Source organism: Polystyrenella longa (assembly GCF_007750395.1).
GTDB classification, from domain to species: Bacteria; Planctomycetota; Planctomycetia; order Planctomycetales; family Planctomycetaceae; genus Polystyrenella; species Polystyrenella longa.
The window spans coordinates 103,111-122,636 of record NZ_CP036281.1 but is presented as its reverse complement, the minus strand read 5'-3'; the positions used below and the strand labels follow the sequence as shown (position 1 = coordinate 122,636).

Below are 19,526 nucleotides of genomic sequence, written 5' to 3'. Positions count from 1 at the left end.
AAAGTTTTCTGAAGGACCTACCCTTGCGCCCCCCGAATCGGTCTGGACACGTTTTGAACCTTCCATTAAATATTTGCCACTCTTCTCTCAACTCAGATTTTGTAATTTATTCATCGTGTTTTTCAGTTCAAGGATGAACGGAGGCACCCATGCCCCCGGAATACCCCGGTGGACTGCGCGGACTTCTTCTGCGCGCACAATCGATCATATTTCCGGTGTTGATTATCACTGCAGTGCTGGTGATTATTGCGCCGCTGCCGCCGCTGGTCCTCGACCTGCTGTTGGCCTGCAACGTCACGATCGCCGTCCTGATTCTGATGACGACGGTTTACGTCTCGCGCCCACTGGAATTCTCAGTCTTTCCTGCCATCCTGCTGGGTTCAACACTCGCTCGCCTCGTACTAAACGTCGCGTCGACACGATTAATTCTGATGAACGGTGCCTCCAGCGGAACAGAAGCCGCGGGCGGAGTGATTCAAGCCTTTGGTGCGTTTGTCGCGGGTGATAATATTGTCATCGGGCTGATTCTGTTTGTCATCCTGGTCGCAATTCAGTTCCTGGTAATTACCAAAGGTGCTACCCGTATCAGTGAAGTTGCCGCTCGTTTTGCCCTCGACGGAATGCCGGGTAAGCAAATGGCGATCGATGCTGACCTGAATGCCGGATTAATCGACGCCGAACAGGCTAAAAAGCGACGTGAAGAAGTCACCCACCAGGCCGACTTTTATGGAGCCATGGACGGTGCCAGTAAATTCGTCCGCGGGGATTCCATCGCCAGTATCGTGATTACCGTGATTAACATTCTCGGTGGTCTCTACATCGGGATGATGGAAAACGGGATGGACTTCAGTAGTGCCGCCCAGATTTTCACCAACTTAACGATTGGGGACGGGCTGGTTACACAGGTTCCCGCGTTCCTGATTTCACTTGCTGCCGGTTTAATCGTCACCCGTACTTCCACCGAGAGCAATCTGCCTCGCGACGTCATTCAACAAATGGTGGGACACCCGGAAGCGTTGTTTCTTTCGAGTGCTTTTTTGCTCAGCCTGTCGTTCACGGGTCTTCCCCCAATTCCATTGATGAGCCTATCCGTCGTCTGCCTGATCATCGGAATAATGATGACCAGACAGAAAGCAGCACTGCGGGCCGTCAATGAAAAACAAAAAGAGACTCAACAGGTCGATCAAGCGCGACCGGAACCTAAACCCGAAGACAACCTGACGGTCGATCCACTCCAACTCGAACTTGGCTTTGGTTTAATCAAACTGGCCGATCCGAACAGCGGAGGCGACATTCTGGACCGGGTCACTCGTATCCGGCACAAAGTCGCTCATGAGTTGGGCATCATCCTGCCCAAAGTGCGAATCCGGGATAATATCCGCTTGGATCAACGCCAGTACCAGATCAAAATTCGCGACATTCCTGTCGCCTGGGGTGAAGTCTACCCGGAAGCCCTGCTCGCAATCGATACTGGCGCAACCGGCGGAGAAATCCCCGGCATCGATACTAAAGAACCTGCGTTCGGTCGTCCTGCGAAATGGATTGAAATGGCTCACAAAGATCGGGCGGAGATGTCCGGTTACAACGTGGTCGAGCCTTCGGCGGTGATCATCACCCATCTGACCGAAGTGGCTAAAGAGCACGCGCACGAATTACTGACACGGCAACAGGTTCATGAGCTACTGGACAACCTGCGGCAGACGTCTCCCAAAATTGTCGACGAGTTAATCCCCGACATGATGAAGACAGCCCATGTTCATCAAATCCTCAACAATCTGCTGCACGAGCAAGTCCCCATTCGGGATTTGGAAACGATTCTGGAAACCCTCAGCAACTACGCCGACCGCACCAAAGACCTTGGTATTTTAACAGAGTACGTCCGACATTCACTCGCTCGTACGATCTGCCTGCAATACCGCGACCGTAAACGAACAATTCATGTACTCACACTCGATCCGGCACTCGAAGACATTCTGATGGCAGGATTTGATTACAGCGAACGGGGACTGATGGTCAAACTGTCGCCTCAAGTTTCCGAACAGGTTACTGCAGCAATCGCCGAAGAACTGCAGAAACTGGTAACGCTGGGACATCCTCCGGTACTGATTTGCAGTCCTCAGGTACGAGCCGGTTTGAAACAGATCACACAAGGAAGTTTGCCCAAACTGGCCGTCCTAAGCTTAAACGAAATTACTCGCGACACCGACGTGGAAGCGATTTCACAAGTCACGGCCGGACCTCAACCGCAAATGGCCGGAGTAGGATCAGCACCTCATGCTTGAACCGAAACCATAAAAAACAACATGCAGACAATCTTCTTACATTCAAATTTACTTACTGGCTCAACTTTACTTTTTGGCTCAATGAAAGCGTAACCGACGATGCAGCAGATCAAAACCTTTCGAGCCGCCAGTATGCAAGATGCTCTCGACCTGGTCCGATCAGAAGTCGGTCCCGAGGCCGTAATTCTGCATACTAAACAGATTGCCGACAAATCTTACCTTCCCTGGAAAAAAGCCAAACAAGAAGTGGAGATCACGGTCAGCATCGAAGAAAGCCCCTCGAAATCCCGTCTATCAGAATCGATTGCCAGTCGATATCAGGGGGACGCCACATCAATGGAGGACACGCAAGACGATGAGCTTGTAACTCGTCGCCCTGCTAAACGCCCGGTTCAAAACACCAAATCGATGGCCATGCAGTTGCTCGATCAGATAGGAAAAGAAGAGGATGAGCTCGAACTCAGCACACCCTCGCGAGGACCGAGTCAATTGAATGCGAAGCCTGCCCGGCCCGAACCCACTTCCGCAGGGAGACCAAGCCGAGAAAGCATGCTGAACAGACCGTTAACTTCAGCCAAGCGACAAATCGGTTCGACACACGAAAAACTATCAACTCCCGCATCAAAATCAGTCGCCAGCGATTCCATTGCTGCGACACAAACTGTCCAAAAGCCACAAGCCCCTTCAGTTGCGAGCCAGATTGCAGCCGCGGAATCCAAGCCAGTACCGCAAGCACCAGCTAAACGGACCGATCGTCCTCAATCCATCGCCGCCCGTTCTCTTACGAACGACTCTGCTGGCGAACCGGCTTCAGTCGCCCTGCCCCCGACTTTCTCTCGATTCGAACCCAGACCAGTCTCTACGGAATCGGCACCACGCTCCACTAACAAATCTTATGTTGATGAAGACTTCGCCGGTCGTCTGGCTAACATCGAACGCATGTTACTGAATATGGGTCGGCAGAATCCAATGCTGGCGATGCATGAGCTGCCCAACAGTTTGTTCAATCTATACACCCGACTGATCGACGTCGACGTGGCAGAAGACGTAGCCCGCGAACTAGTCTTCGACATTAAAAAACAATGCCGTCCGCAGGAACTGCAAGTCGAAGGTCAAACTGACGCCGTACTGGACGGATTGCTCGAAAAACAATTCCAATGTGGTGGACCAATCCAAGTGACACGCGGTCGCCGGAAAGTGGTCGCCCTCGTCGGTGCGACCGGTGTTGGTAAAACGACCACGATTGCCAAACTAGCGGCCAACTTCAAATTACGTCAGGGATTAAAAATCGGTCTGGTGACCGTCGATACCTATCGAATCGCGGCTGTCGAACAACTCCGAACCTACGCGGAAATCATGGATCTACCTGTCAAAGTCGTCACCGACGCGAAAGAGATGCGACAGGCACTCGATGAATTGCAGGGCCTGGACCTTGTTCTTATTGATACAGGAGGTCGCAGTCCCAAAGATGAGCCCAAAATCCAAGAATTGAAAGCCCTTCTTCATGAGGCCAGAGCAGATGAAGTTCATCTGGTTCTGAATCTGACGGCCAGTCTTCGGAGTCTGGAGTCAATGGCCAATGAATTCGCCACCGCCGGAACCACTTCCATGATTCTGACGAAGCTGGATGAAACCGAAGGCCTCGGCCCCATGCTTAATCTGGCTCGAAAAGTTTCTCTGCCTGTCAGTTACCTGACAACAGGTCAGGCTGTCCCCGAAGACATCGAACCCGCAACCGAAGTTCGGATGCGACGGTTGTTACTCGGACAGGAAACATTGGGAAGAAAGCCAGCCCAGCAGGAATTGCTCAATACATAAGGTAACTGGATAAACATTATTCCCATACATTCATCGTCAAGCGACGATCTCGTTTAGACATTTCAGGAATCTCATAGTGACCATCGAAGATCAGGCAACTGCCCTCCGCGGCTTGGCCGAACGATTTAAAAAGCAGTGCGAAACACCGTCGCTTCCCCGTGAGCGACGTGCAAGCACTCTGGCCGTAACCGGTGGCAAAGGGGGCGTGGGCCGCAGCACGATCGCGTTGAATCTGGCGATCTCGCTATCGGAACTGGGACAGAAAGTCTGTCTGGTCGATGCGACTCCCGGATTGGGAAACCTGGATCTGTTATGTGGACTCAACTGTTATTGGAACCTGTCACACGTGATCAGTGGGGCGCGTCAAATTGAGGAAGTCATAACCGCCGGACCTGGCGGTATTGATGTCGTCGTCGGCGCCAACGATCTTTCCCAACTGGAAGGCATTCCCGCCACAACGATGCAGGAACTCAGTCGCCAGCTCGAAACACTCGAAGAAAATTATGACGTACTCATTCTGGATGCAGGCAATGCCCTGCACAGTTCGACTCGTCCTCTACTCAACCTGGCGGAAATGTTTTTGATCGTCACGACGCCGGAGCCGACCGCTATTGCGGACGCGTATGCCAGCATTAAACGATTATCAACAATGAAACCTGCCTTGATCGAAGTCCTGGTCAATCAGGCTCATGACGCAAATCACGCGGCACAAATCTTTGAACGAGTGGAAGCCACCTCGCGATTGTTTGTGCAAACCCGAATTCAATATGCCGGACTTGTCCCTTTTGACGAGCAAATGACCAAAGCGATCTGGCGTCGCACCCCCTTATTAAGTTATGCCCCGGATAGTCTGGCGGCGAAGGAAATTCGCAAGCTGGGCCAACGTCTTCTCAGTTCCCTTCAACCTGATTCTACAGGTTCGGGACAGTGGAAAGAGCGGTTGGGGGGAATCTTCCAGAAGAGTACTACCAGTCCCGACTCGCTTGCGAGTGTTGTCTGAGTAATTCACCTCTGCCTCCGGCAGAAACTGCCGAACCTACCCATGACAGAATGTTAAAGTTTAACGATTACGTCAAATTTACTAGAGAGACTCATCGGCGATGTCGATAAATACTATACGCACCCGTATCCGCCTGAACTGGGGCGACCATTTATCATGTAAGTCGGAGAAGCAATTTGGCTGTACAGTTCGCTGCACGTCTCGCTCTGATTGCCTTTGCCGCGGCGAACCTACAGGGATCGTTGACCGGCAGCGATTTGTCTGGCACGCTTCAAACCGCTTTAATAGTCGCTGCACTCTTTTTTCTGGCGGGTCTCGTAATTGGTGACTTAAGTCGCCGAGTCGTGGAAGAAAACGTGGAGAAGGAACTCCGCGAACTCATCACACAACTCGAATCGACGAACACCCCATTGACATCGAATTGATATCGATTTTCAGCAAATCAGGAATTCACAACTCCAGGGAGGGTTGAATGGCCACCAAATTAAGCAGCGAAGAAGTTGCAGACCTTTGGCGGGTTTATAAAGAGGATCAGGCAGCAGGTCGCAAGGATGAACGACTTCGCAATAAGCTGATCGAGACTTATTACTCACTAGTGCGGTATAATGCGGAACGTGTCTGGTCCAAGCTACCGGAGGGAGTCGATCTCAATGATTTGATTTCCGCAGGTGTCTTTGGTCTTATGGATGCAATCGACGCGTTCGATCTCGAACGGGGTGTCAAATTTGAGACCTATTGTGTCCCTCGTATCCGTGGTGCGATGCTCGACGAACTTCGAACTATGGACTGGGTTCCCCGTCTGGTTCGTAGTAAAGCGAGCAAGATGGAAGCGGCACGAAAATTGGCTGAAGCCGAATTTGGCCGTCCCCCTTCCGATGGCGAAATCGCGGCCAAAATGGAACTCTCCGCAGAAGAGTTCGACAAGCTCAAGACCGAAGCCAACGCCGTCAATCTTGTCAGTCTCAACAAGAAGTGGTACGAGACCGACAGTTACAAAGATGTCCGCGAAGTCGATATTCTGGCAGACATTAAAGGCGAAGACCCTACGCTCGGCATTCAAAAACGGGATGTCATGCGACTGGTCACCAAAGGCTTAAACCGCAACGAACGGTTGATCATCATTCTTTATTACTATGAAGAACTGACGATGAAAGAGATCGGCACTACGCTCGGACTCTCAGAATCTCGCGTCAGCCAGATGCACTCCAGCATCGTCAATCGGCTGAAAGACCAACTCGGACGACGTCGCCCTGAGTTCGACTAAGCGAAAGACACGACACCAGCACGACACAAAAAAACGCCCTGCTCGAACATTCGAACAGGGCGTTTTTTATGGTGACTTGTTTTCGTTTAAACTGACTTCGATACCCGATGGGTGGGTTCGGGTCGGCCGGGGCGGAAGCTTTGTGATGTACGGAAAGTTGAAGTAATACCCCGCTTTGCACATTCTTCACCGACAGCCAGTTTGGCTTCGGCTTCCAGAATGACCGGGTCGCAGGCGACACGGGCATTGACGATCAAGTCGACTTCCTTCACTTCGCAGTTCGAAGGAAGCGAGACTTCGGGCTCGGTATCGTTACTGATCAAGTTGGCGACACCGAAGAAACCTTCCCAGAGCCCAATCGTTTTGAGATGGGCGGCTTCGAACCCCGCTTCGTTAATTCGAACTTGCAAATTCCGGACAATGGCGAGCAGGAGTTCGTCCAGTGCGTAAGGTTCCTCGGACGACAGATTCGCAGAACTGTTCAACCAACCCAGTTCGGCTTCTCCTTCGGCGTAAATATCATAATCAATATCGAGAATACGGCGTCCGAAATCTCCCTGCTGGTCGAGTAGTTCGATCAGTTGATCGATTCCGGTTCCCAGTTTGGCCGACATCTGCAATATAGGAACCTCCGGGTAATCTCGTTTGACAAGCGAGGTCAGATCTTCAGTTTGCTCGGGCGTCAGTTCATCAATGCGATTGATTAAAATGGCGTCCGCTTCTTCAAGTTGCTTCTTCAGAATATACGCCGCTTTGGGAGAGAAGCCCCCCTTCTGTTCATTCTTGAGAATCTTGCTGCCATGGCTCGGTTTAAGAATGACGGTATAGGGAGCGATCTCGAACTCGGCACCCAGAAGTTGTTTGATTGGCTGAACCACGGTGGCAACGAGGTCGGTACAACTTCCGACCGGCTCGGCCAGAAGAATGTCCGGACGGTCTGCTTTGCTCAAATCTCGAACTGTCTCGATCAGATTATCAAACTGGCAACAGAAACAGGCACCCGCCACTTCGCCTACGTGAAATCCTTGAGACCGTAGAGACTCGGTATCCACCAAACCGGCAGCCTGGTCATTCGTAACAATACCGACGTTCAAACCCTGATTCTGATAATGACGAGCAAGCTGCGCCATGGTGGTCGTTTTGCCAGCACCCAGAAAACCTCCCACCATGATGAATCGTATTTTATGCGTCATTGTGTTTCGTACCTGTCTGCTTTATGTTTGACATCATCGACTGCCATTCGCACCACCGTGAAAGTTGGGATGGCGTGAAATCATATTCTAATCATGGTAAGAATATCCGGGGCAAAGTCCAATCATCGGCCTGAATTATCATGGATCGAAACCCGCAAACAGCGCTGCTTACTCACTGCGACTTGCGACATAACTCTTTAATTCATTGGTAGTTATTCCATCCAGCCACCCCTTATTGTCATCCCCGATATGTCCGACTCTGCAAACCGACTTCATGAACTCCCTCAATTGCTGGGAGGTCCTGCGGTCCGTCCATCCGGCCCACCGGGTTGGCCTATTGCTCGACCGGAGATTGGATCAGCCCTCCGCGATTGCTGGACCACAGGCGACTGGGGTCGGTACCACGGCGAAAACATTCCCCGTCTGGAAGAGTTGATTCGAGCATTCTTCGAGACCGAGTTTCTGACCCTCTGTTCAAGCGGCAGTTCGGCCTTGGAACTCGCCTTGCGTGGCGTGCGAGTTGGTCCTGGCGATGAAGTCATCATGGCGGCGTACGACTTCCGAGCGAACTTTCAAAACATCACTTTGCTCGGTGCGACTCCCGTACTGGTCGACCTGCGGCCCGACGACTTTCAAATGAGTGTCGAGCAAATCGAATCCGCAATTACGAAAAAAACAAAAGCGATTCTGGTTTCTCATTTGCACGGCGGAATTGTCGATCTCCAGCGAGCACGCGTCATCGCCGATGCCCATTCCCTTCCTATAATTGAAGACGCCTGCCAATGCCAGGGCGCCTCATACGGCGGACAACTTTTAGGGACACATGGAGATGTTGGCATCCTCAGTTTCGGAGGAAGTAAATTAACGACCGCCGGTCGCGGTGGTGTGGTCATTACTAATAATGCTGGAATCGCGCAACATATCAAGCTGCATCAGGAACGAGGAAACATCGCCTACCCGCTGTCAGAACTCCAAGCAGCGGTGCTGATTCCCCAATGGGAACAACTCCCGACAGATCATGAATATCGACTCAAGCAAGTCGAGTTTCTGGCGAGTCGAATCGAAGCGGAAGAGGTTCCCGGTCTTCGTCTGTTAATGCAAACCAATCAGGATCATCTGCGACAACGGGGGAATCTTCCCCTCTCACCCGGTTATTACAAAGTCGGATTTCGCTATAATAAAGAGGAGTGGAGCGGTTTAACGCGCGAGCAGTGGTGTATTGCTCTTCGTGCGGAAGGAATCGCTTTCGATCCGGGTTTTCGCAGCCTGCACCTCACTCATAGTCGACGACGTTTTCGAACAATGAGTGAACTGCCGGTCGCCGATCATGCCGACGAAGAAATTGTGGGGTTGCACCATCCCGTGCTTCTGGAACCAGCAGAAGCGATCGAAGAGATCGTCATCGCTCTCAAGAAAATACATCTGCACGCACACGACTTACATCAACGGAAAGAGACTTCCCAGTGAACTACGATGAACTTGTCCCCCTAGGACTCGACTACCAAAGCTTTCTAGAGAAATACGCGACCCCCGAACAACGTCAACGGTGGGATCGTTTTCATGAGTTGGTTGATTTGACCGATACACAACAGGAACTAATCAAGAGTTTCGTTCGCGAAATGAAAGTCCTGGTCGTGGCTGGGGCCTGGTGCGGTGACTGCGTGAATCAGTGCCCCATTATGGCGAAAATCGCCGAGTTGAATCCGAACATCCAGCTTCGTTTTTTTGATCGCGATGACCACTCTGAATTTGCAGCAGAGATGTCGGTCTGTGGTGGCCAACGTGTTCCAGCCGTCCTCTTCTTAAATGAAGACAATCAACCTTGCGGACGATACGGAGACCGGACGATTTCCAAATATCGTCAGATGATCAGCGACATGACCGGTGCTGCCTGTCCCACTGGCCTGATTCCCCCAGAAGAAAAACTGACCCAGGAAGTCATCGCCGACTGGATCGTAGAGTTCGAACGAAACCAGTACGTCATGCGCACATCGCCACGACTGCGAAAGAAACACAACGATTGATCGACATGACTAAATTGGACTAGCCCGGATCAGATCTCTACTTGTCCCTGCAGTTCATTAATGAACAAAAAGAGAACTGGAACAAAGTACGCGTGTTCGGCTACCAGTCGTAGAGCGGGTGGAGAAGCAAGCGAACCTCATCCGGAACAGTTTGTCTTTTCTTGAGCGGCGCCTGCAGCAGTATGTCTCTGGCACATTTTTCAGACCCCAAAATTCAATAGCCGGTCTGAATGGAGAAGGCAATTCGACGAGCCTTGGAGAGTAGACCGGAGTTTTTGAGTTGCAATCATGCTAATTCTTCGGCATGACGAATATCGAGAAAGATATTTTCACTTCGTTGCCGAGGTTCGATAGACGATGAGATTCATTCCACTTCTGGTGCTTCTGCTGATTTGTCGAGCACCCATTCAAGCAATTGCGAAAGAACCCGTCCGCGCAGAACGACCAACCCAAGTTCAACGCTCGGTCAAAAAACTTTCACTGTTCATCGAGACAACAAAGTTGAAGAGGGGGTCTGATCAAGCCCGTTTACTTGAGAATTCTCCTGGCGTTATGATCGCTTTTTTCGAAGAGCTCGCTAGGTACAGCAATCAGCCAGCCTCACTACAAAGTCACTATAGTGGGCCTGTGACTGTATACGTCGACCAGTTTGGCGACAAATCAAAGAATCGTCCCTATATCCTCAGAGTGAATTGCAACGACGAAGTCAGAGTGGTCGAGTTCGACGCAGAACCGGAGAAGCTACCTGTCGAAGTTTATCGATTTAAAAACCATCGCGTCTACGTAAACTATTATGAGGATTACCTGGAGTGTGAATTTAATGGTCCACGACTCGAACTGATTTCAACTCGTTATCGTCATCTTTGGTTTAAGAACGTGCATCGCCAGATTTTACAACAGGAAGTTCTCTCACCTTCTGGTGTCCATCGGTCACTTAATAATCAGAGTAAGTACTTTTCGACTGAGTATGGTACCAAAGTGGACATGAGGGTGATCAAAGTAGTTCAACGGGGCAACCGGGCTGAACTAACTCTGAGAATCAACACGCCTGGAAAATCGATCGACAAATTCGTCGACCACGTTCCTGTGACCTTATATGACGGGGAGTATATGAAGATCGAATTGAAGAAGGCCAAACCAGACAAGCCCGGAATTCTTCAGCGAATTTTCCCGTAATCAAGGTTCAAACAGATCCCGCGCAGACTTCCGAGTTCGTAACCATTCCGCTTTCACTTTGGCTTTTCGCTTTGCGACCCGGGCAACACCTCGCGATTGTCCGGGCTAACCTAAACGAGAGCAATCATTCATAATGCTAAAGCAACACGATGTCGCAATAGCAACAAGGGCTGTGCTTCCTCTAACCAGTTGCGTCTTTGCGCTTCGGTTGCGTATTTGGAGACGTAGGATTGCTGTTAGTGGAGCGATCGAGTTTGAGGATCGACGGTGATGAATCACCAGTGGCGGCAGCTTCCTGGTCTTCCACTTCGGCCATGTAGTCCTGTTCCTCGGCCGAGGGGGACAACCGCTCGAAGTCGTCGGTATGGACGGTTTGAATCGGGCCAGTCCGACTTGATCGCTGATGCGTTTGGGCCTGGTACAACTTTTGATAAACCGGGCAGGAAAGAATGAGGGTGTCGTGCGGACCGACGGCGACCAATTGTCCCTGATCCATCACGGCGATACGAGAGACGAAGTCCAGAATGCCGGGACTGACGGAATGTGTGATCAGGAAGACGGTTCGGTTGACGCTGAATTGTCGCAGGGCTTCGTGAATCAGAATTTCACTTTGAGCGTCGATCGCCGACGTCGCTTCGTCCAGAATCAGGATTGAAGGATCAGACAGAAACGCGCGGGCGAGCGCGATCCGTTGACGTTGGCCACCGGAGAGGCGTCCCCCCTTTTCGCCGACCCAGGTCTGTAGCCCATCGGGTAGCTGTTCGGAGAAATCGAGTACGTTTGCCTGACGAGCCGCTTCGATAATTTCTTCCGAGTTGGCTTCCGGTTTACCGTAACGGATGTTGTCGTAAATCGTATTATCAAACAGTAAGGTCTCTTGCGTCACCACTCCGATTTGTGCACGCAGATCTTTGAGTTTAACGTCACGAATATTGATCCCGTCGATCTCGACTGTTCCGTAGTCTGGATCGTAGTACCGGGGAAGCAGGTTCACGAGGGTTGATTTCCCGGACCCGTTTTCACCAACGACAACAATGACTTCGCCCGCGTTCACATCGAGATCGACACCGGAGAGAATCTGTTGCTCTCTTTTCTTTTCCTGAGCACCGCAAAAATAATCGAATTCAATCCGGCGGAAGCTGATACTCTGACTATGTCTGGGGAAGGACAAAGGAGTTTCAGGTTCCTTAACCAGAGTCTCTGTATCAAGTAATTCGAAAATACGGTCCGCCGCCGCAGAGGAGCGACGAAGTTTGGAATAGGTCGTGGAGAGTTTTCGGATGGGGTCAATAATCCCTGCCAGCATCGCATACAGCACGATCAGCGAAGCGATGGTCATCGGTTCGGCGGCCAGCTGAATGCCCCAGATTTCGGTCGTGCCCCGCAGAACCAAGTATGTACCTGGCAGGACCGCCATGAAACCGGCAATCATTCCGAGGGTCTCGGTCGTGGGGCTGGTGAGTGCATCGAGTTTGATGATGCGCAGCATCTTATTGTAGTATTCTTTGTTTTCGCGATGGAACCGACGACGGTGAGTCGGAGCACCATTGAACGCAATCACCACTTTTAAGTTGTCGAATGTTTCCTCCAGTGTCTGGTAGATTCTCGACATACTTTCCATCATCCGATGGCTGGCATGTTTGAGCCGTTTTCCGATGCGGTTGAAGACGATCGCAATCAGTGGCCCCATCAACAGCGAGAGTAACGTCAGTCGCCAGTTCACCATGAAGGCAATTCCCATACAGGCAATCGCTTTAAGTGGCTCCCGAATAATCTTGCCGCCCGCCAGGCGCAGTCCGAGCCCGAACAGGTTCAGGTCGTTGGTAAAGCGGGACAGCAGATCGCCCGTGCCATGATGGTGGACGGTTTGATAATCGAGCGAGAGAACTTTCTTGAAACATTCCTTGCGCAAGTTGATCGTCGTGAGTTCGACAACAGAACTGATCAGCGTCTCCTGAATCACGACGAAGATCCCTTTAATAATCGTCGCGATCAATAAGGCAGCTAGAAGGACAGCGAGTACGTCAAACTTATCACGAGGAAGATGCTCAATGATGTCCGACTTTACCCAGGTCCACAAACTCAGCTCACTGGTCGCTTTACTGAGGGAAGTTTGTTTATCGGAGAGCTGGCCGATGAGCCTGTCTTTTTCGTGCTCCAACTGTTCGTACTGTTTTTTACTCAGATTCTCATTGGTAAGTTGGGCTTCGAATTCAGCCCGTCTCTCCGTGAGGTCATTGACTTTTTTGCTGAGCGCATCACTCTCTTCAGTCGCCGCTGCGATTTGTTCATCCGCGTAGACGACGAGATCCTTGTTCTCCAACATGACTTTCACCACCGGGTAGATGGCGGTCAGGTTGGTTCCCCAGAGAATGGCGACAAGGACAGCGAACAGAATCGACAGGAAAAGTCGTTTCCGGAAAGGCCATAAATAGGGTAGAGCACGCGCGAAGTTATTCACGTTGACAAAGTGACTCCCTGTGCCGGGGCGGGCCAGCACAACCAGTATGTAAATCGAAACAAATCCATTTGTCCCTCGTCACCTCCATGTGAACACATACTGCGTGAAGACAATAGACGCGAAGTCATGTTGTGGCGCAGAGGGAATTAGCGATCGGCCAAACTTAATCCTTAAGTGGTGATCGACTTCAATACCCGAACCGCAAGAAACGGGTCGGAAAAACTCTAAACTCTTGACGCTGAAGGACGGAATGACCCCGCGTCTTTTAGTAAAGTTCGCTCAGTTTACCAAGAAACCCGAAAACGGGTCCAGACGAAAATTGACGGGAAAATTCCCCGACCAAACAAGTTAACAAAATTAGTTGGCAAATTGATTCATGTAGGGAATTTCGCTGGCGCGCGTCTGGATTTTATCTTTTCGATCCAGGAGCTGGGCGAGGAAATCGTATTGGCCCGTCATCAGGGCATTACGAGCACTCTCATTGATGGTCACCGGAACGGATTCGGACTCGTAGGTAACCTGACATTGCTCAAGATCGACCCTGATTTCCAGATTTGGGTCCGCTTTGATCGCGTTCGAGAGCTTCTCCAAGTCAGCCCGGCTTGCACAGACTGCCGGGACCCCCAGTGAAGTGCAGTTGCCGTAGAAAATCTCGGCGAACGATTCAGCGATGACTGCTTTGACTCCCCAGCGGATCAATGCCTGTGGGGCATGCTCTCGTGAGGAACCACAACCAAAGTTCCGGCCGCTGACAAGGACGGTTCCCTGCCGATAGACAGGATTGTCAAACGGATGATTCGGATCCTGTTGGCGATCATCTTCGAATGCGTTCTCGCCCAGACCATCAAACGTCACACAACGCAGGTAACGAGCCGGGATAATACGGTCGGTGTCGATATCGTCGAGTAACAGGGGAACGCCAGTGCCAGTAACGGAAGTAATTTCAGACATGATTCGATTTCGATTTTGATGATAGTTCGATTTTGATTGTTACTTGCGGACTCGGAAGGCAGCCGCTTAATCCGTTGATACCGTATTAAACCGTGGCTGGTTCGAGCATTTCTCGTACGTCAGAGACGTAGCCATTAATTGCAGCGGCAGCAACCATTGCGGGGCTCATCAGCAAGGTTCTACCGGTGGGAGAGCCCTGTCGGCCTTTAAAGTTTCGGTTACTGGACGAAGCACTGATCTGGTTACCGACCAGTTTATCCGGGTTCATCGCCAGGCACATGGAACACCCTGCTCCACGCCATTCAAAACCGGCCGCTTCAAAGATTTTGTCGAGCCCTTCCTCGACGGCCTGTTTCAATACCTGTTGTGAACCGGGGACGACTAACGCTTTGACGTTCTCTGCAACATGTCGTCCTTTGGCGATTTCGGCCGCCTGACGCAGGTCGGAGATACGACCGTTTGTGCAGGAGCCGATGAAGGCGACGTCGATGTTCAAGCCTTTAATTGCCTGTCCCGCTTCCAGTCCCATATAGTCAAAGGCTTCCTGGATACCGACCTGATCGTCTTTAGAGTAGTCGGCCAGTTGGGGCAGGTTCTCGTTGACGCCCACGGATTGTCCGGGGTTAATGCCCCAGGTGACGGTGGGTTCGATGTCGGCCGCGTCGTATTCGACCACGTCATCGAACTCGGCATCCGGTCCCGAGGCGAGACTGAGCCACCACTTGGCGGCGCGATCGAATTCTTCACCCTTGGGTGCCTGTTCGCGACCCTGAATGTAATCGACGGTGGTTTGGTCCGGGTTGATGTAACCGCAGCGGGCCCCCCCTTCGATGCTCATATTACAAACGGTCATCCGTTCTTCCATCGACATATTATCGAAGACTTCACCGGCGTATTCGTAAGCGTAACCAACGCCTCCCTGCACACCCAACTTGCGGATGATGTAAAGGGTGACATCTTTCGCGAATACGCCGGGTTTCATTTTACCGTTGACGATAACCTTGCGGACTCTGGGTTTAGCGAGCGCCAACGTCTGAGTCGCCAGCACATGAGCCACCTGACTGGTGCCGATACCGAGAGCGATCGCTCCGAAAGCTCCATGGGTACTGGTATGGCTGTCGCCACAGACGATTGTCATGCCTGGCTGAGTGGCACCAATCTCTGGGCCAACCACGTGCACTACGCCTTGTCGCTGGTCTTTCAGGTCGAACAAGGTGATGCCGAACTCTTTGCAGTTCGTTTCGATGGCTGACATCATTTGCTCGGCCAATCCATCCTGGAAAGGTCGCAGAACGCTTTGGGTGGGGACAATGTGATCGACTGTCGCAAGTGTGCGTTCGGGGAACATGACCTTCAGGTTCCGGTCGCGAAGCATTTCGAAAGCCTGAGGGCTGGTCACTTCGTGCAGCATCTGCAGACCAATGAAAAGTTGCGTCTGTCCTGACGGAAGGTTTTCGATGGCGTGGAGGTCCCAGACCTTATTAAACAGATTTCGTCGATCGCTCATGGGAATGTGTCGGTTTCGGTAATAAGTTCGGTAATTTAGTAATGAATCAAGTGGGTCAACATCGCCTGTATTGTCGCTGTCGTTCCATCGCGCAGGTTAGTCACGCTAACCAGGTCTCAGGTTCACCCACTCCCCACGGGGAATGTCGTCCAGTGGCCTGATGCCATTGATATTCGCAGAAAATTGATATTCGCAGGAATTCGTCACCCGTGTTGCTCCATTGAAAGAGGCACCGGAGCCGGGTCGATGGCCGTGGATTCCGCGTGGATTAATAACGAAGTCGACCCGATTTAAAACGGGAGAGACCATTCGATCACGGTCCACCGGAGGGTGAAGCAAAGGCTGACAGCGTTCTGCAAAGGGTTATCTTAACAGAGAACCGGTCCGCTTCGCAATTTTGCAGCGTAGGAACCCCTGCGGCAAGAGGGTAGTTTTCCTCACTCTGGTAGATCTTATTGTCTCAAGGTTCCGTTCCGGACAAAAACATGAACCTATACACAGTACGCCTTGACGATTGACCATCGCTAATTGCCCCCTGAGCGGTAAAATCCTCGGTGAGAACTGTTGTGTTTCTATGAATTGGACTCTAAAATCGCCGTTTCTCTACGGGGGACTCCCTGACGAGGGAGTTGCGCATCTTGTTTAGCAGAAACAAATTGCGTCAATCCTAATGAAAACATGACGGCGGAGACAGTCACGCGACTGGACTGCGAACGGAAGCTCTATCAACTTTCCTGCCGACATTTTTGGACATTCTGCCGCTATAACGACCGTGCAAACAAGAACAGCACCAACAGTTACCGGCAGAAACTCACCCACAGAAAGAATCAGGCCCGAGTTGAAGATACCGGGCTGGAAATGATCCTTTTTCTGGTGAAGTTGTTCCAACGATTGGTCCCCCAACGAGACAGAGCCGGTTCGGTTTCTCGCCCTAGATCCAGAAGGTGTCCCCCCACCTGTCATGGCGAGCGAGTGCCTTACTATCTAAATCCGCATTGAAACCTATTTATTTCGCCGTATTCGCGCCATCTCCAACCGGGAGAGCCGAAAGCGGAAGCCAGTTAAGTTGTCATGTTTGAATCTATAACTAAAAACCTGAACGAAGCCTTTTCCGCTTTCCGCATTGGTGGGAAGTTAACGGAGAAGAATATCCGCGACGGGTTACAACAGGTTCGACAGGCGCTGCTGGAAGCGGATGTCAGCTATGATGTCACAAAAGAGTTCATCGACAAAGTCGCTGAAGAAGCGGTTGGGGACAAAGTCCTCAAATCCCTGGACCCTACCGAACAAGTCGTCGGTATTGTCTATCAGGAATTAGTCAACCTGATGGGCCCCGTTGATCACAGCCTGGCGATCAAACGGAACGATGTCAGCGTTATCATGATGGTCGGACTGCAAGGTTCAGGTAAAACGACCACCTGCGGTAAGCTGGCCCGCCTGCTCAAAGAACAAGGTCATCGACCGTTACTGGTCGCGGCCGACCTGCAGCGTCCTGCGGCGATTGAACAGTTGCGTGTAATCGGAGAGCAGATCGGCGTGCCGGTCTACAGCGAAGACCCGAAAACGAGCTCTCCCCTCAAGGTTTGCCAGAACGGGGTTAAGCAGGCGAAGAAAACAGGCGACGCCGATATCGTCATCCTCGACACCGCCGGTCGTTTGCATGTCGACGACGAATTGATGGCCGAACTGGAAGCGATCGACCGCAAAGTCCGTCCCGACCAGGCGCTGCTCGTCTGCGATGCGATGACCGGACAGGATGCGGTCAACAGTGCCAAAACATTCAACGAAGCCCTCGAAATCGATGGGGTGATCCTGTCCAAAATGGACGGTGACACACGTGGGGGTGCCGCCCTGTCGGTGAAACAGGTCACTGGCGTGCCGATCAAGTTTATCGGTGTCGGTGAGCAGCTGGATCGTCTTGAAGAATTCCACCCGGACCGGATGGCCAGCCGGATCATGGGCGGAGGCGACCTGCAAACGCTGATGGAAAAAGCGCAGCGTGAATTTGATGCCGACGATATGGAACGTCAGCAGCAAAAGATGCGCGAAGGGAAGTTCTCCCTCGAGGATTTCCGCAATCAGATGCGAAAAGTCCGCAGTATGGGCCCCATGAAGGAAATCATGAAGATGATTCCTGGTATGGGAGGCATGCTCGACGCTGCGGACAATGTAGACGCAGACAAGGAAATGAGCCGCATCGAAGCGATCATCGGTTCCATGACCATGGACGAGCGGGAGAATCCGCAGAAAATCGATCGTAATCGCCGTAATCGCATCGCTATCGGAAGTGGCTGCGACCCGACCGACGTCAGTCAGCTGTTGAAACAGTACGACAGCATTGCTGGCATGATGAAAGGTATGGCAGGCGGGGGTATGAAAGATCAATGGAAAGCGATGCGACAGATGCAGGAAATGGGAATGTCCGATCCGAGTGGCGCACTTCCTAAAGAGAAAAACCGCAGCAAGCGGGGTGGACTGGTTTCCAAAGAAGAAAAACGGAAACAGAATAAAAAACAGAAGCAGGCGCGTAAGAAAAATCGCCGCAAATAGTCAGAACAACCGATAGACCGTTTCAAGCGGTTTCAAAAACATAATTTTAATTCAACTACAGACATTCTATTTTCCTTCAAGGAGTTAATTCGTGGCAGTTCGAATTCGTATGAAAAAACTGGGGCGTAAGCATCGCCCGTTTTACCGGGTTTGCGTAATGGACGCCCGATCTCCCCGAAATGGTAAAACCATTGAGGAACTCGGTCACTACGACCCTATGGTCACCGACAAATCGGAACGCGTCAAACTCAACATGGAACGGATTGAGTACTGGCTTTCTGTCGGAGCTCAACCTTCCGACAAAGTTGGCACTCTGATCAAAAAGGTCAAAACAAACAAATTCGGCAGTGTAAAAACTCCACCTCCGATGCAGGCCCCTAAGCCGCTGCCGGAACCGGAACCAGAAGCTGCTCCCGAAGGGGAAACAGCCGCTGCGGAAGAAACAACCGAAGAAACTCCCGCCGCCGAGACTGCCGAAGCCAGCGAAGAGTAATCTCGCTCTGTTTCTAAAGTCTGTCATTGAGGGTGGGCAGTATCACCAGGTGAACCCGAACTGGATGAACCATGCGATTTGATATTCTCACCCTGTTTCCCGGTCTGTTTGACGGATACCTGCAACAGTCTTTACTGAAGCTGGCCATACAAAATGGTTTGGTGGAAGTGAATACTTGGGACTTCCGTCAATGGGCCACCGATAAACATCAATCCGTTGATGATCGACCTTACGGTGGTGGACCGGGAATGTTGATTGGCTGTCAACCTGTTTACGACTGCGTCGAAGCAGTCCAGAACGAAGGGGAGCAGCCGGGGCAATTGGTCATGATGACCCCCCAGGGACGGCAACTCGATCAGAATCTGGTCGAAGAGCTGGCAGAGTACGACCGACTGGTCATGCTCTGTGGACGATACGAAGGTTTTGACGAACGCATTCGAGAGGGGTTGAAACCTCTGGAGATATCAGCAGGCGACTTTATTGCCAACGGTGGTGAAGTCCCTGCAATGCTGGTCGTCGATACCGTCATCCGATTAATTCCGGGTGTCCTCGGAGACGAGACCAGTTCCAAGTACGATTCCTTTTCGCACCAGGGACTACTCGAACATCCGCAGTACACTCGCCCACGGGAATTCCGGGGCATGTCGGTTCCAGACGTTCTGTTGAGCGGGAACCATCAGGAAATTGAACGGTGGCGCAAAGAACAAAGTCTGATTCGTACTCGTGAATTAAGAAGTGATCTCCTCGATCAGCAGGATGAACTGCCCGAGTCCTGATCGAAAGATGCGACCTCGTTCACGGGGCGAA

The 19,526-nt window shown here is 51.6% G+C and carries 15 protein-coding genes; 11 read left to right on the top strand and 4 right to left on the bottom strand.

Annotated features, from left to right (window positions below; genetic code table 11):
• The first annotated feature begins 149 nt into the window (after positions 1–149).
• From flhA to Pla110_RS00420, 5 genes are all read left to right on the top strand, one after another.
• A complete protein-coding gene (flhA, locus tag Pla110_RS00440) occupies positions 150–2,282 on the top strand; it encodes a flagellar biosynthesis protein FlhA (RefSeq protein WP_197440409.1) in 2,133 nt (710 codons plus the stop codon).
• A gap of 99 nt (positions 2,283–2,381) precedes the next feature.
• A complete protein-coding gene (flhF, locus tag Pla110_RS00435; protein ID WP_144992093.1) occupies positions 2,382–4,100 on the top strand; it encodes a flagellar biosynthesis protein FlhF in 1,719 nt (572 codons plus the stop codon).
• A gap of 76 nt (positions 4,101–4,176) precedes the next feature.
• Positions 4,177–5,100 (top strand): AAA family ATPase, encoded by a 924-nt coding sequence (locus Pla110_RS00430; protein ID WP_261342309.1) that lies wholly within the window; start codon positions 4,177–4,179, stop codon positions 5,098–5,100.
• Between the two features lie 176 nt (positions 5,101–5,276).
• Positions 5,277–5,525 carry a hypothetical protein gene (locus Pla110_RS00425; protein ID WP_144992089.1) on the top strand — a complete coding sequence of 83 codons (249 nt, stop codon included), beginning with the start codon at positions 5,277–5,279 and terminating at the stop codon, positions 5,523–5,525.
• 47 nt (positions 5,526–5,572) lie between these two features.
• Positions 5,573–6,364 (top strand): FliA/WhiG family RNA polymerase sigma factor, encoded by a 792-nt coding sequence (locus Pla110_RS00420; protein ID WP_144992087.1) that lies wholly within the window; start codon positions 5,573–5,575, stop codon positions 6,362–6,364.
• Positions 6,365–6,450: 86 nt separating this feature from the next.
• Here Pla110_RS00420 and Pla110_RS00415 read toward each other — a convergent pair whose 3' ends face one another.
• On the bottom strand, positions 6,451–7,557 hold the full coding sequence (locus tag Pla110_RS00415) for a GTP-binding protein (protein ID WP_144992085.1): 1,107 nt from the start codon (positions 7,555–7,557) through the stop codon (positions 6,451–6,453).
• A gap of 249 nt (positions 7,558–7,806) precedes the next feature.
• Between Pla110_RS00415 and Pla110_RS00410 the strand changes: the two genes are divergently transcribed.
• From Pla110_RS00410 to Pla110_RS00400, 3 genes are all read left to right on the top strand, one after another.
• The gene (locus Pla110_RS00410) at positions 7,807–9,024 is read left to right on the top strand and encodes a DegT/DnrJ/EryC1/StrS family aminotransferase (protein WP_144992083.1); all 1,218 of its coding nucleotides are present in this window, start codon (positions 7,807–7,809) and stop codon (positions 9,022–9,024) included.
• Positions 9,021–9,581, top strand: a complete 561-nt coding sequence (locus Pla110_RS00405; protein WP_144992081.1) for a thioredoxin family protein — start codon at positions 9,021–9,023, stop codon at positions 9,579–9,581. The genes Pla110_RS00410 and Pla110_RS00405 overlap by 4 nt, the downstream gene beginning before the upstream one ends.
• Positions 9,582–10,133: 552 nt before the next feature.
• Positions 10,134–10,757, top strand: coding sequence for a hypothetical protein (locus Pla110_RS00400; protein WP_144992079.1), 624 nt, complete (start codon positions 10,134–10,136; stop codon positions 10,755–10,757).
• A 181-nt stretch (positions 10,758–10,938) separates the two neighbouring features.
• Here Pla110_RS00400 and Pla110_RS00395 read toward each other — a convergent pair whose 3' ends face one another.
• The 3 genes from Pla110_RS00395 to leuC form a co-directional block, all read right to left on the bottom strand.
• Positions 10,939–13,218 (bottom strand): ABC transporter ATP-binding protein, encoded by a 2,280-nt coding sequence (locus Pla110_RS00395; RefSeq protein ID WP_144992077.1) that lies wholly within the window; start codon positions 13,216–13,218, stop codon positions 10,939–10,941.
• 357 nt (positions 13,219–13,575) lie between these two features.
• Positions 13,576–14,169, bottom strand: a complete 594-nt coding sequence (gene leuD, locus Pla110_RS00390; protein WP_144992075.1) for a 3-isopropylmalate dehydratase small subunit — start codon at positions 14,167–14,169, stop codon at positions 13,576–13,578.
• An 85-nt stretch (positions 14,170–14,254) separates the two neighbouring features.
• Entirely contained in the window at positions 14,255–15,676 is a 1,422-nt protein-coding gene (gene leuC / locus Pla110_RS00385; protein ID WP_144992073.1) for a 3-isopropylmalate dehydratase large subunit, read from the bottom strand.
• 1,071 nt (positions 15,677–16,747) lie between these two features.
• On the opposite strand from leuC, the gene ffh reads away from it, so the two are divergent.
• The 3 genes from ffh (at position 16,748) to trmD (ending at position 19,495) form a co-directional block, all read left to right on the top strand.
• Positions 16,748–18,226, top strand: coding sequence for a signal recognition particle protein (gene ffh, locus Pla110_RS00380; protein ID WP_144992071.1), 1,479 nt, complete (start codon positions 16,748–16,750; stop codon positions 18,224–18,226).
• Between the two features lie 91 nt (positions 18,227–18,317).
• A complete protein-coding gene (gene rpsP / locus Pla110_RS00375; protein ID WP_144992069.1) occupies positions 18,318–18,719 on the top strand; it encodes a 30S ribosomal protein S16 in 402 nt (133 codons plus the stop codon).
• Between the two features lie 71 nt (positions 18,720–18,790).
• On the top strand, positions 18,791–19,495 hold the full coding sequence (gene trmD / locus Pla110_RS00370) for a tRNA (guanosine(37)-N1)-methyltransferase TrmD (RefSeq protein WP_144992067.1): 705 nt from the start codon (positions 18,791–18,793) through the stop codon (positions 19,493–19,495).
• Positions 19,496–19,526 lie beyond the last annotated feature (31 nt).